We start from the raw sequence: 13,683 nt of genomic DNA on the forward strand, positions 1-13,683 counted from the left end.
AAATTTTCGATTTATATCCGTTTGTTCAATGTATCATTGCTGAGACAAGTCTAATGTCAGGTTTTACAGAGTTAGGAGTAGGAAGCAAATCAATCACAGATTCGGTTGTTTTTAACCCATTTCCTGTAACATAACAAACTACGCTTTCGTCCTTATTGATTTTATTTTCTTCTATTAGTTTTTTTAGGACGCCAACTGCAACGCCGCCAGCAGGTTCTGTGAAAATTCCTTCCGACTTTGCAAGCAATAATATCGCATCTTTGATTTCTGCATCGGTAACTTTCTCCCCTAGCCCATTAAATTGTTTTAAACGCTTTAATACATACAATCCATCACCTGGATCGCCAATTGCTAAGCTTTTTGCCACTGTATCAGGCTTTTCTACAGGTATTACTTCATTAGATCTATTTTTGTATGCATCGACAATGGGCGCACATCCGTCAGGTTGGGCGGCAATGATTCGTAAATTGGATATATCATGGATCAGTCCAAGATTCATAATTTCTTCAAACCCTTTACAAATAGCATTTAACATGGCACCGCTTCCTACAGGGATTACCAACACATCAGGAACAGTCCAGTTTAATTGTTCCAATACCTCAAAGGCAAGTGTTTTAGAACCCTCTACGTAGTAGGGACGCATATTTATATTTACGATTCCATAACCATTGGAGTCTCCGATTACTGAAGCAATTCTATTGGCATCGTCATAAGTACCATCAACTGCTACAAATTTACCCCCATAAGATAATGCCTGAGCTATTTTAACGTCCTCTATATCCGAAGGTGCAAAAATATAACAAGGTAAATTAGCTCTTGCAGCATGGGCCGCAGTTGCAGATGCAAGGTTTCCAGTAGATGCACAGCCTACGGCAGCTAAATTCATTTCTTTAGCCTTTGAGACAGCTACACCGGCAGGCCTATCCTTGAAAGAAAAAGTTGGATTTACAGAATCATTCTTAATATACAAATTTTTAAATCCACCAAGGATATTGCCCAAGTTATCTGCTTTTTGCAAAGGAGTAATTGAACCATTTAAACTCACTATATTTTTTTTGTCTTCTATAGGAAGTATTTCAAAATATCTCCAATAAGTCAAATCTGTCCGATTTTCAAATGTATGTTTATCGATGCCATTTTCAATTTTATATTGGACATCCAACGGTCCAAAGCAATCCTCACAGATATATAAAAACCTCGGGGAATACTCTTTATTACATTCTCTACATCTTAACGCACTTATAATTCCCATTATTTCTGAATATTAGTTAATAAAATAATAGATAAATCTCTCTAAATAAAATTTAGTATTACTTAACTAACATTAGTCTATACGGCTAATTCATTATGAAAACAAGAGCGATTTCCGGTATGACATACGGGTTTTGCAGAATCAACAAGATACAATAGTGCATCAGAATCGCAATCAACTAATATTTTTTCTACTGGTTGGATATTACCTGACTCTTCGCCTTTCATCCATAATCTGTTATGCGAAGTACTCCAAAAATACGCATTTCCTGTTTCAACGGTTTTAGAGAGAGCTTCTCTATTTGCGTATCCAAGCATCAATATATCCTTCGTTTTTATATCCTGAACTATAACAGGAATAATACCATTTCTTTTTTCAAAATTGATTTTATCAATGGATTTTAACACCGCAAAGTGATTGAATCTGATTGATATAAAAATCTTAATATAGATTTAAGAGCGACGGTGGATCTGGATTGTAGAATATAGTACGTTCTTTTGTTTGATATTTCTCGTTAGAAAAGAGTTTCGGTTAAATAGCACAAGATATCAAGAATAATAAAGATATTACTGCACATGATGATGATAGGCAATAACGCATTTAATACAAAGATCCTCCACATCGGAATTGACGATACTGATTCTATAAACGGAAGATGTACCACTCATTTATCATATTTAATAGCAGGGATATTAGTTAAAAAATTCCATGCAGAATTTATCGATTTTCCATTATTAATACGATTAAATCCAAATGTTCCTTTTAAGACAAGAGGTAACGGTGCGGTATGTCTAAGGATCAAATGTAATTACTATGAAAAAATCAAGGAAGAAATTACGCAAATTGTGGAGAAATACTCCGAGATCGGGTATGGTGCTAATCCTGGTTTAGCATTTTATGAAGAAAATAACATTAGCAAAGATTTGTTACAATTTAGCAAGAATGCAATGGACACCATATTAAGTAAGCAATTAGCCATAAAAATTGCGAAAAAAAATAATATTCAATTTCGACTATTCGGAAAAGGTCATGGGATTGTAGGAGCCCTCTCTGCTATAGGATGTCTTTTGGATTCGGATCACACTTTTGAAACGCTAGCATACAGACGAGAACAAAATATAGGAAAAATCAGGAAAACTAATGATGTAAAAGTAAAAAGATTAAGCGACGAATCATATCCATACACATATAATAACTTTGACAAAAAAAACTCTAGGATTCTGATTACACCCCACGGCCCTGATCCAGTGTTTTGTGGTATCAGAGGCGAAGATCCTTTATTGACTTTGTTTTTTCTAAAAAATTTGTGTATAGAAGAAGAGCTAGATGGCTATATGATATTTAGATCTAATCAAGGAACAAACTTACATCTTACAAAAGAGAACAAAGTGACAGACATGAAACCTTATACGGCAGGGCACATTAATTGCGAAGTAGCGACAACCCCAAATACAATTAAAGGTGGACACGTAATATTTAAAATAAAAGACAAGTATAATTGTATGTTACCTGTTGCAGTTTATCAACCGACCGGTCTGACCAAAATTGCGAAAAAGCTAACAATAGGCGATAAGATCGAGATAGGGTATGGGGTACATCTGAAATCAAATAATCAAACTACGCTTAATTTAGAATATTTGGTTGTTAAAGAATTGGTAAGGGTTTTTGAGGTAAAAAATCCTGTTTGTACTAAATGTTCAAAGAGTATGAAGTCAGAGGGAAAAAATAAAGGATATCAATGCTCAGTATGCAAAACAAGGATTGGATCAGTAGGAAAGATAAAGAGTGAAAAAGATAGAGAAATCAATAGTGGTTTGTATATTCCAGAACCTATTGCACATCGCCACCTCACAAAGCCATTGCCAAGATATGGGATAGAAAAAAGATTTGATAGATTTGACATAATACTCATGTTAAAAAGTATAACATGGATCAAGAATAGCGGGGGGTTGATTTGAACATACGGCTGGCTTTATGGCACAGTAACCGCTCTGCGGGTTATGAGCCCGCCGGGATAACCTAGCCCCTAAAAAGGTCTGGCTTCCCCACCCCGCTAACTAATATTAGTAATATAAGGAGTATATATACGATATAGATCGTTAACTAAACTAAATCATGATTGTAATGACAAGGTGTGTGTTCATCTATTTTTAAAAAATTTATAGTCCATTTACTAATTATTTGGTAACTTTAATAATATTATTATCTTCATATGGTGTAATATGATCACATTAGTTGATATTTGACTATTCATATCCGATCTATGAATCATAATTATTATGTAAACGGGCAGTGTTTAGATCAACCTTCTTGTTATATCTTTTATAGGACCTTTATTGTTTAAGGAAAAATTATTTTTGTAATGCGGGAGATGGGATTTGAACCCACGGACTCCTACGAGATGAGGTGTCTCAAATCCTGGTTTCTGAGCCTCGTGCTTTTTACCGTCTCACGCCTTTGACCAGGCTGGGCAACTCCCGCATTAATTATTCTTAAAAAAATCCACATATATTCTAATAAAAACAAAACATTCAGCCTATATCTTATCTCCTACTAAATTCACAAAGATATCATCTAGTGTGATAGGTGAGACAGAGAATGACAAATTACTACGCACCATAATATCAGATAATTCTCGTAAATTACGCTCAAAAGTGAATAACCTTATAGAATCTGAACTCATAGTAATTGTTTTTCCAAATGAATTTACGAGATTTTTCAAGTCAAAAACGTTGAGGGTTTTTGATATATTAATATCAATTCTTATTTGATAATTTAACGTACCTCTCAAATCTTTCATATTTCCTTTAGATATAACTTTGCCCTCATCAATGATAAAAATAGAATCGGAAAGAATTTCGGCCTCATCCATATAGTGAGTGGTCAAAACAATAGTAATCCCCTTGTTCTTCCAATCTTTAATAATGGACCATACTTGTCGTCTTGAAACAGGATCTAGACCAATTGTTGGTTCATCCAAAAATAGTAATGGCGATTCAGTAGCCATGGCCATTCCGACTAGGATTTTTTGTTTCATTCCGCCAGACAAGTTAAGAGCAGGAATATCCTTGGCAGAGTAAAGATCTAATCTATTTAGCATCTCTGCGGCCTTGTTTGCAGCAACGTCCTTTTTTTCACCATGTAATTTTAACCAATTATATATGTGATCCCAGGGCGTTAATGCTCGTAGTGGCCTTCCTTCCTGAGGTACAATAGATATTTTTTGTCGAATTTTTTGGGGATACTTCAATACATCTTCTCCAAATACTAGTACCGTTCCTGATGTAGGTAACATTTGTGTAGAACAAATACGTATGAAAGTAGTCTTACCAGCTCCATTCCTTCCCAGCAATGTAGATATTTTTCCTTCATCAATTTTCAAAGAGACATCATCTAGTGCTTTCTTATTGGGATTCTTGTAGATCTTATTTACATTAAATGACTCGATAGCAAACATAAGATTCGATTAGCTAAAGTTGCAAAAGACTAGAATGAATCTTTCTTGAATTCCTTTGAAAGACTCTTTAACAGATTCTTTTGAGTATCATTTAGTTTATCAGGAAGTTTTACATTTACTTTAACATATTGACTTCCACGTCCAAATTTTCCATACCTTGGTAAGCCTTTCCCTTTCAACTTAAAAACCGCATTTGCTTTGGTACATGATGGTATTTTTAGCTTCTCTATTCCATCTATAGTCGGAACTTTGGTTTCGGTTCCTAAGATTAAATCTATAAACGATACATCAAAGTTATACATTAGATCACCATCTTCAAGAACTTTAAAAAGTGGATGGGGTAAAACATGTACGCGTACTAACAAGTCTCCACTTGCTCCACCTGGAATACTCTCTCCTTTACCAGGTATTCGTAATGTTACCCCATCTTCGACACCAGAAGGTATATCTATCGTTAGATTATTTGTTTTTCTGACTTTACCTTCTCCATGACACGTATTGCATGGTTTTTCAAGAATTTTACCTTCTCCATGACACGTATTGCATGTTTCCAGAGAAATAAAAGTAGAAAATTGATTTTGATTGTAGACTCTACGAGTCTGGCCTTGTCCGTTACATGTGGGACAGATCTTTGGACTAGTTCCTGGTGCAGCACCTGTTCCAGAACAGATCGAACAATTCTCAATGGTTGGAATCTGTACTTCTTCTCTTTTGCCTTTAACTACCTCTTCTAAAGTCATATTTACATCATATAATAAATCTCTGCCTCTTCGTCTTCTACTTGTGGTTCTAGAATTGAATCCAAAAGGATCGCTGCCAAAACCACCTCTACCTACCCCACCCATTCGACCAAATATTTGTTCAAATATATCACCTACATTACCAAATCCTATATCCTTAAAGATTTCAGCAAAATTATCCTCCGAACCCCTGAAAACTTCCTCACTACCAACATGTCCATAGGTATCATATCTTTTTCGTTTCTCTGGATCGGATAGTACAGCGTAAGCTTCAGATATTTCTTTAAATTTTTCTTCTGCTTCTGGCGACTTGTTCCGATCTGGATGATATTTTAACGCAAGCTTTCTATAGGCAGATTTTATATCATCTTTATTTGCAGATTTTTGAATCCCAAGTACTTCATAGTAATCTCTTTTACTCATTATAAATCACAAAATAATTGAATGTAGTTGTTTATTCATCAGGCGCTATGTCATTTATTACTACTGGTATCTGCGTCGCTACCACCAGGGGTTGAATTTCCGGGATTTTCTCCACCAGGATTTTGACCCTGTGTATTTTCATATGGAGGAGGTTGTTCCGCAGATGCATCTGGACCGGATTCACCGGAACCAGTGCTAGCAGTATTCTGCTGAACGGATTGATACGCAGCTGTGGATATTTCAGCCAATATATTTTTGAGAACCGTAATTTTTGACCTTATGTTATCCACATTGTTAGCAGAGATCGAGTCTTTCAGATCCTGAATTGATTTATTGACTTTCTCCTTTTGTTCAGCAGTTATTTTATCCTTTAAATCCTGATTCACCAATTTTTCTGCAGAATATATCAAATTATCAGATTCATTCTTTAGTTCCGCCTCCTCGCGTTTCTTTTTATCGATCTCGGCAAATGCTTCTGAATCTTTCTTTAATTTTTCTATTTCCTCCTTAGATAGCTTTGAGCTTGCTGATATGGTGATTTTTGATTCTTTTGAAGTAGCAAGATCTTTTGCACTTACGTTCAATATCCCGTTAGTATCAATGTCAAAGGTTACCTCAATTTGGGGCACACCTCTAGGAGCGGGGGGTATACCTGTCAAGTTAAACATACCCAATGAAACACAATCGGCAGCCATCGCTCTCTCTCCTTGTACTACGTGAATGGTAACTGCAGTTTGATAGTCTGCAGCCGTAGTAAACACTTTACTTTTCTTTGTTGGGATAGTGGTATTCCTCTCTATTAGAGTTTCTTTAAGTCCGCCCATGACTTCTACGCCAAGGGTCAAAGGAGTGACATCAACCAACAAAATATCTGTTGATACTTCTCCTGAAATAATAGCGCCTTGAATTGCTGCACCCATGGCAACTGCTTCCATTGGGTCCACTCCACGTTCAGGTTCCTTATTCATAACTGACTTAACAAATTCCTTTACTAGTGGCATTCTGGTAGGGCCACCTACCAAAACAATCTTGTCAATATCGGTTGGTGATAATTTTGCATCCTTTATAGCTTGTAACATGGGATTTCTACATCTCTCAACAACTGGTCTTAGTAATTCCTCCAATTTTGCCCTATTCAAAGTAATTGCAAAATTCTTTGGTCCTGTAGATTGATCATATGCTAAAAATGGTAGATTTATTTCTGTAGTTACTATATTAGATAATTCAATTTTTGCTTTTTCAGCAGCTTCCCTGATCCTCATCATAGCAGCTTTGTCATTTTTCACATCTATTCCTGATTGATTTTTAAATTCATTAACAAGATAATCTATCAGAATATTGTCCATATCTGTACCACCCAATTGAGTATCACCAGACGTACTTTTTACTTCAAATACACCACCACCCATTTCCATAATGGTAACATCTAATGTTCCTCCACCAAGATCAAAAACCATGATTTTAAGATCACTTTGTACTTTGTCCAGTCCGAAAGCCAGAGATGCAGCTGTAGGTTCATTTATAATTCTCACAACCTCTAGTCCAGCGATCTCTCCAGCATCTTTTGTTGCTTGCCTCTGATTATCATTAAAATAAGCTGGAACGGTGATTACAGCTTTATCAACTGTATCACCAAGAAATGCCTCAGCATCCTTTTTAATTTTCTGAAGGATAAATGCAGATATTTGCTGAGGAGTATATTCCTTTCCAAAAACCTTAAATTTATAGTCGGTGCCCATTTTTCTCTTTGCAGCAATAACAGTTCCTTCAGGATTTGATAGCATTTGACGTCTTGCGGGTTCTCCAACAAGTAGCTGACCATCTTGCGAAAATGCAACTACTGAAGGAAATGATTTTCCACCAATTGAGGCACCTTCTGCAGCTTGTATTATAACTGGTTTTCCACCGCTTAAAGCCGCTGCAGCAGAATTACTAGTCCCTAAATCTATTCCTATTATTTTTCCCATCTAATTGTCATCTCCTTTTGCATTCTCTTTAATATCACTATCGATATTTTTAATTATCTTTTTAGACACTTCGACCAAACTGGGGCGAAGAACACGTTCATTTAATAAATAACCCTTGCGAATCTCCTTAGTAATTATATTTTCTTCCATACCATTTTCAAAATAGGAAAAGCCAACAATTTCATGAAAGTTGGGATCAAAAACAGTGTTTAAAGCTCTTATTTCTTTAACATCTTCCTTTTCAAGATATATGTCAATATTCTTGAGTATGTTAGACAATCCTTCTAGAATAGAGCTGTCAACTTTATGATGTTTGAGGGTATCCAAAGCACGCACAAAATCTTCTCGCAAATTAATTATGGTTGACATCATTTCGGCCTTGACTGAAAGTATTTTCAATGTATTTTGTTTTTCAATGTTCTTTCTGTAATTATCAAAATCGGCCAAGGTATATTTTAGTTTGTTAAAAGTATCATCGTATAAATTACGATAATGTTCTAGCTCATCACGTGTTATTTTTAATTCTCCAGACAATTCTTCGATGGTCAAATCAGTATTTGAATCATTTTCATTATTAGAAGTAGAATTAGAATTATTAGAAGTAGAATTATCATCTAATAATAGATGATCATCACCCAGATGATTCGCAGGTTGATCTTTATTATCGGTTTTATCCATGTAAATAGATTTGGATAAATCTAATAATTAGATATCGATCTGTTGTAAAACTAAAAGAACAAAGATTTAACAAAGATTTATTGTAATTACGAATATGAAGATGAAACTAAACATCAAGCATAGTTACTTTTTATAGAAGATCTTGCTCCACAGGCTTCACAGATCATAAACCCGAGCTTTTTGACCTTTTCTGTCCTGGTATCTGGACTACCACAAACAGGACAAATAACATAATCTTTTACATATCTATCTATCAGACCAGAAAAAGAAGATACTGGTTTTCTTCCTAGAAAAATTACTCTTTCACCAGAAATGTATCCTGCAGAAGCCAGCTCTTTATTAAGATATAGCAATAATTTTTCAGGATCACGTCTCAATGCCTTTGGAAAATCCATAAAATTTCTAAAAATTGTTCTTTGACCAACCCAAATCACTCTTGGAGTAGGAATTTCAAGTCTTGAAACTTCTTTCTTTACTACATTACCTAACTTACTTTGTAATCTATCTAATAATGACATATACCCAGATTCATCTTGGATTGACATATCTAGACTACGACGAACCATTTAATTTACGTTGTGAATCGTTTTGAAGAAGATGTATGATTATACCTGTTTTGAAATAAACTATCAAATTGGGGCCTTGCTCTTACGAATTAATTAATTGTTTTTTACTATCCATTCAACAAATGGAGTAATAGTTTTGTACGGCAAATCAGTAGTTTTTTCTACGTTATAGCTCAACATGACCATTCTATTTAATAGCAGATCATAGAATTTCTTATCCAACTGATCTTTTTTAAATGGTTCGTAGATCTCAAAAAAACATTTTTGTCTGTAATAAGAAACATGATGCGCGTAGCAGTACATTAGAAGTGTAGGATCTCGACTAATTCGTTCATTTGCTTTAATTTGTTCAAACATACTATCATTCTGTATTTCAACATACACCTGAAGAACTCTTCTTTGATATTTCTCTCTAATATAATCATTATCAAATTGAGTATTGTTCCTAAATTGAATTATTTCGCGTTTTAGTTGATCAATTGTTTTCCTACTAATGTCTTTAGCAGACAATATATCAAGTTCAGTCTTAATCCCATAGTTTTTTCCAAAAAGAAAAAAAATTCCTAGAATTTCATTTTCCTTAACAAATGGAAAATGTAAATTACCATCTAGAAATTTCAATAGCCTTTCATAAATATCTGCAGGTAAGAAAAACCCCATGTAGGAATCTGAAACCACTGTCAAGTCAGTAGGAAACCTCCTATGATATAAATAAATATTTATGGTGCTAAAATGACCTTAGATCGATTAAGAGAATTCAACATCAAGCTTTAGAGTAAAATCCAGGTTTTCTTTCATATATTTGACCATCATTCATTGCCTTTTTTATATACATTCGGGCGTCTGAATCTGTAAATTTGCCGGTTTTTATTAATTCTCCGATAAATACATTTTCTTCAACATCATTCTTATCTTCTCCTGAAATGCTAGAAAATATTTCCATAAAAAGCTTTAATTTAGATATCTCGCTGAATGGCTTGCCATGTAACACTCCTAAATCAACCTTACCAGTATTTACGTCAACACCGGCCGTTTCTAACATTCTTTGTACTAGAAATAGTGACCTTTCAGCATCGTCTCTCTCGACTTTATCCTTCAGCAACAATCTCGCTCTAGCAGTTGCAAGCCTGATTAAACCCTCTAATTGTCTAGGGGTTACAGTTATCATGCTATCAGAATCAACATTTCTCATTTTCATATAATAATCACGAATAATGCTTATTGCCTCTCCGGTTAGTTCAGGTTCCGCAATTTGTTTTGCAAACGCGAGATACTTACTAAAGAGATCTATATTTATTGTTCCTTGGGATGATTTTTTTACATCCTTATGTATTTCTAAAATATGACTGGCTATTTTACTATCCTTTTCCTTCTCAGGTAGATCTCGTATCACGTATACAAGATCGAATCTAGTAAGAAGAGGTACTGGAAGATTAACATTTTCAGTGATATTTTTATAAGGATCATATTTTCCATACATCGGATTTGCAGCAGACAAAATCGAGGTTCTTGCATTTAATGTAGCGACGATACCACCCTTTGCTACAGAACAAGTTTGTTGCTCCATAACTTCATGAAGAGCAGATCGATCCTCAGCTTTAATTTTATCAAATTCGTCTATGCAAACCAATCCCTGATCTCCTAAGACTACAGCGCCTGCCTCAAGCATCATTATACCAGACTTATCTCTAACTACTGCAGCTGTAAGGCCAGCAGCAGTAGAGCCTCTTCCTGATGTATACAAACCTCTAGGTGCTATTTTTGCAGCAAACTTTAGCATTTCAGACTTTGCAGTTCCAGGATCTCCAACCAATAATACGTTAATATCACCCCTTCTGGTAGATCCATCATCTAGTTTCTTAGTTATGGAACCTACAATTAGTAACAAAATGGATTCTTTTATTACTTCATGACCATGGACATGCGGTGCGAAAGAAGATATTAATTTGTCATATATATCAGGTTTTTTTGACAACATCAATATTTGCCTTTCATCTTCAGTGCTAATTGAAATACGTTCAATAGATCGGGTTTTCTTATCTCCGGGTCTACCCCCAAGATATTCAATGTTGTTACCTTCCATTCGTAATCTAAATAAAGAAGTTTTTTGCGATGTTGGATTTCCTGAACCAAAAGAATATTCTTGATCGATTCTAACTATACCAGTTAACATAATTCTATCTCCTGGTCTGCATTGATCAACCAAATCACCAAGAATAGTTACTTCGATGTAATGAGGCAACTGTCCTGCTGGTAAATCCTCTGGTAACTCTTGTAACCTAACCAGCTGAAAATCAATAAATAAACTATGCTCTACATCCATTTCCAATTCTTTCTCAGAGCAATTAATACATCGTAATGGTTTTTTTAACACTAAACCCTTTAATTGAGAAAAACTAATCTGATTGCAATTAAGACACCGATATGCAATTCGTTTTCCCAACGGTTTAATTTCAGAGGAACGTACTACCATTCCGGAAACACCCAATAATTTATTGATCACGTCTGCATTGATATCCCGTAATCCCTTCTGTACGGCATAGTTTCCTATTCTTACTCTAACATGCTCTCTAATTGTATTTGCATATTCTGGATGAATTTCGAGAAGGATAGAAGTAACAGCTTCGTTAAAAGCCGAGAGCATTTCATCCGGTTTATGAGTAATATCCTTGGCTAAGGATGGAGCAAAGCTATCAAAATCAATATAATCTATGGTAATAGATGTAGAAGATGCAGCCATCATATTATTGATCTTGTCAAAATATTTGTAATTACCATCACGATCCTTAAATGAACGCAGAAACCTTTCCAATTCATTTGACAATGCAGATATAGTTTGTTCCTCTTGTTCCTGTTCTTGCATATTTGATGATGGAGTAATAGGATCAGAATCACTCAATCTTTAACACCAATTTCTTAAATTTGGATGTCATATAATAAAAATTCTCGTAGAGAAATCTCTCTTCTATTGAAAGTTTTTCTTCAAGTTCTGGTACGAGTGGCGATGAGGCTGAGAGTTTGACTATTTTTTGTAATCTAGAAGCAATAAACGGATTCAATGCTACTATTAATGATTCTCTTTCATTATCTCCAACACTATGTAGATAATTATTTACACGAGCATAGAAATCTGGTTCTATTGTAGACAACATATGACTTTGAGATATTCTTTCTCGATTCAAAGCTCTCTTAATATATGATAATTGGTCGTCATCGTGAACTTCTACAATTCCATGTTCAGATAAAATTGCAGAGATCCATCGAGGTATGGAGGTCATATCTCCCTCCTTGGCACTAATAAAAACTAGAGGACGTATAGATATTTCAAAATCCCTTAAATAAATCACACGTACGTCCTTTAGTAGATAATCTAACGAAGAAAAAGTATAAAGAATAGAAATATCATCCATTTCTAAAAATAGTTTATCTATACTAATGGCAGTGCCATTCGACGAATGTGATGGTTGTCTTCTTGGCGGAGAGGATGATGATTTTTTCACACATGTTATTATTGTAATAAGTTAATAAGATTTCAATCTTACAAATATTAAATAATTTTAAATTGGCATATGGAGGACAATACACCTAAATGGAAAAACAGCAGAAGTCTAAGGAAATTTCTGATATTATGTGGGTGGAAAAATACAGACCAACCCGTTTAGATCAAATCATCAATCAAAAGGAAATTGTCCAAGGGCTAGAAAATTTGTTAAAAAAACCCAACGAACTGCCCCATTTGCTATTTACTGGACCTGCAGGTATAGGTAAAACTACAACAGCTTTATGTTTAGCTAGACAGATTTTAGGAGAAAACTGGAAGAGAGATACATTAGAACTAAATGCATCTGATGAGAGAGGAATCAAAATGGTTCGCGAAAGAGTAAAGGAATTTGCCTCGATAATGAAACTTTCTCTAAAACAAGATATAGATGAGAAACCATTTAAAATTATTATACTAGATGAAGCGGATGAAATGACATCGGAAGCACAGACTGCCTTAAGAAGGATAATAGAAGATAGTGCTAAGACAACCAGATTTATTTTCATTTGTAACTATTTGTCTCAAATAATTGAGCCTATACAAAGTAGATGTGTAATTTTCCGATTTTCTAAAGTTTCGGAAGATGAAATAGTAAAATATTTGAAGAATATCTGTGCAAATGAGGGAGTAAAGGTAGAAGAGAAAGCTCTACACAAAATTTATGAACATACCAATGGGGATCTTAGATATTCGATAAATATTTTACAAGCTGCCGCTGCAAGTGGAAATGTAAATATGCAGCATGTTCAAAATGCTATAGGTATTTCAGGGAAAAGCAAGATAGCAGAAATAATTAATTTGGCCGTTAACGCGAAATTTAATGAATCAAGAATAAAATTATTAGAATTATTAAACGTATACGGAGTTTCAGAAACAGATTTTCTAAAGTATGCTAATGAAGAGATTTATAAGCTTGAATTAAAAGACCCTTTTGAAGTATCAACCATGGTTGCAGAGTATGACTACAGACTTGCAAATGGTGCACATCCTGAAATTCAATTGGCAGCCTTTTTGGCACAGCTTGGAAGACTAAATGTAAAGAGACAGTCATAAACCTAG

At 34.7% G+C, this 13,683-nt stretch carries 12 protein-coding genes and 2 tRNA genes; 2 read left to right on the forward strand and 12 right to left on the reverse strand.

Translation table 11 applies throughout. The annotated features are described in order from the left end of the window. Positions 1 to 25 precede the first annotated feature (25 nt). Positions 26 to 1,252 (reverse strand): threonine synthase, encoded by a 1,227-nt coding sequence (gene thrC, locus NFRAN_RS06000; RefSeq protein WP_134483801.1) that lies wholly within the window; start codon positions 1,250 to 1,252, stop codon positions 26 to 28. Positions 1,253 to 1,329: 77 nt separating this feature from the next. After that, positions 1,330 to 1,659, reverse strand: coding sequence for a phosphoribosyl-AMP cyclohydrolase (hisI, locus tag NFRAN_RS06005; protein WP_134483803.1), 330 nt, complete (start codon positions 1,657 to 1,659; stop codon positions 1,330 to 1,332). 168 nt (positions 1,660 to 1,827) lie between these two features. On the opposite strand from hisI, the gene NFRAN_RS06010 reads away from it, so the two are divergent. After that, positions 1,828 to 3,210, forward strand: coding sequence for a tRNA(Ile)(2)-agmatinylcytidine synthase (locus tag NFRAN_RS06010; RefSeq protein WP_197731139.1), 1,383 nt, complete (start codon positions 1,828 to 1,830; stop codon positions 3,208 to 3,210). Here NFRAN_RS06010 and NFRAN_RS13745 read toward each other — a convergent pair. The 10 genes from NFRAN_RS13745 to NFRAN_RS06055 form a co-directional block, all read right to left on the reverse strand. Next, positions 3,192 to 3,307: transfer RNA gene (locus NFRAN_RS13745), tRNA-Met, on the reverse strand. The genes NFRAN_RS06010 and NFRAN_RS13745 overlap by 19 nt on opposite strands. Positions 3,308 to 3,615: 308 nt before the next feature. Continuing rightward, positions 3,616 to 3,733 (reverse strand) — tRNA-Leu (locus NFRAN_RS06015). Between the two features lie 55 nt (positions 3,734 to 3,788). After that, complete coding sequence (locus NFRAN_RS06020; RefSeq protein WP_134483804.1) at positions 3,789 to 4,709, reverse strand: ABC transporter ATP-binding protein; 921 nt, start codon at positions 4,707 to 4,709, stop codon at positions 3,789 to 3,791. A 29-nt stretch (positions 4,710 to 4,738) separates the two neighbouring features. Next, entirely contained in the window at positions 4,739 to 5,872 is a 1,134-nt protein-coding gene (gene dnaJ / locus NFRAN_RS06025; RefSeq protein ID WP_197731140.1) for a molecular chaperone DnaJ, read from the reverse strand. Between the two features lie 50 nt (positions 5,873 to 5,922). Further along, a complete protein-coding gene (dnaK, locus tag NFRAN_RS06030) occupies positions 5,923 to 7,839 on the reverse strand; it encodes a molecular chaperone DnaK (RefSeq protein WP_134483808.1) in 1,917 nt (638 codons plus the stop codon). Further along, on the reverse strand, positions 7,840 to 8,517 hold the full coding sequence (locus tag NFRAN_RS06035; RefSeq protein WP_134483810.1) for a nucleotide exchange factor GrpE: 678 nt from the start codon (positions 8,515 to 8,517) through the stop codon (positions 7,840 to 7,842). A 113-nt stretch (positions 8,518 to 8,630) separates the two neighbouring features. Continuing rightward, complete coding sequence (locus tag NFRAN_RS06040) at positions 8,631 to 9,083, reverse strand: translation initiation factor IF-2 subunit beta (RefSeq protein WP_320410586.1); 453 nt, start codon at positions 9,081 to 9,083, stop codon at positions 8,631 to 8,633. A gap of 93 nt (positions 9,084 to 9,176) precedes the next feature. Continuing rightward, complete coding sequence (locus NFRAN_RS06045) at positions 9,177 to 9,767, reverse strand: hypothetical protein (RefSeq protein WP_134483814.1); 591 nt, start codon at positions 9,765 to 9,767, stop codon at positions 9,177 to 9,179. Positions 9,768 to 9,846: 79 nt separating this feature from the next. Next, positions 9,847 to 11,946, reverse strand: a complete 2,100-nt coding sequence (locus NFRAN_RS06050) for a minichromosome maintenance protein MCM (protein WP_134485707.1) — start codon at positions 11,944 to 11,946, stop codon at positions 9,847 to 9,849. Positions 11,947 to 11,974: 28 nt separating this feature from the next. After that, positions 11,975 to 12,583, reverse strand: a complete 609-nt coding sequence (locus NFRAN_RS06055) for a hypothetical protein (protein ID WP_134483815.1) — start codon at positions 12,581 to 12,583, stop codon at positions 11,975 to 11,977. A gap of 89 nt (positions 12,584 to 12,672) precedes the next feature. On the opposite strand from NFRAN_RS06055, the gene NFRAN_RS06060 reads away from it, so the two are divergent. Further along, positions 12,673 to 13,677, forward strand: coding sequence for a replication factor C small subunit (locus tag NFRAN_RS06060; RefSeq protein ID WP_197731141.1), 1,005 nt, complete (start codon positions 12,673 to 12,675; stop codon positions 13,675 to 13,677). The last annotated feature ends 6 nt before the right edge of the window (positions 13,678 to 13,683 follow it).

This window comes from Candidatus Nitrosocosmicus franklandus (assembly GCF_900696045.1).
Taxonomy (GTDB): domain Archaea; phylum Thermoproteota; class Nitrososphaeria; order Nitrososphaerales; family Nitrososphaeraceae; genus Nitrosocosmicus; species Nitrosocosmicus franklandus_A.

What these genes read in the sequence shown, in the direction of transcription:
- thrC (WP_134483801.1), bottom strand. Translation starts at nt 1,252, where the DNA reads ATGGGAATTATAAGTGCGTTAAGATGTAGAGAATGTAATAAAGAGTAT.
- NFRAN_RS06010 (WP_197731139.1), top strand. Translation starts at nt 1,828, where the DNA reads ATGATGATGATAGGCAATAACGCATTTAATACAAAGATCCTCCACATC.
- NFRAN_RS06020 (WP_134483804.1), bottom strand. Translation starts at nt 4,709, where the DNA reads ATGTTTGCTATCGAGTCATTTAATGTAAATAAGATCTACAAGAATCCC.
- dnaJ (WP_197731140.1), bottom strand. Translation starts at nt 5,872, where the DNA reads ATGAGTAAAAGAGATTACTATGAAGTACTTGGGATTCAAAAATCTGCA.
- dnaK (WP_134483808.1), bottom strand. Translation starts at nt 7,839, where the DNA reads ATGGGAAAAATAATAGGAATAGATTTAGGGACTAGTAATTCTGCTGCA.
- NFRAN_RS06035 (WP_134483810.1), bottom strand. Translation starts at nt 8,517, where the DNA reads ATGGATAAAACCGATAATAAAGATCAACCTGCGAATCATCTGGGTGAT.
- NFRAN_RS06040 (WP_320410586.1), bottom strand. Translation starts at nt 9,083, where the DNA reads ATGGTTCGTCGTAGTCTAGATATGTCAATCCAAGATGAATCTGGGTAT.
- NFRAN_RS06050 (WP_134485707.1), bottom strand. Translation starts at nt 11,946, where the DNA reads ATGCAAGAACAGGAACAAGAGGAACAAACTATATCTGCATTGTCAAAT.
- NFRAN_RS06060 (WP_197731141.1), top strand. Translation starts at nt 12,673, where the DNA reads ATGGAAAAACAGCAGAAGTCTAAGGAAATTTCTGATATTATGTGGGTG.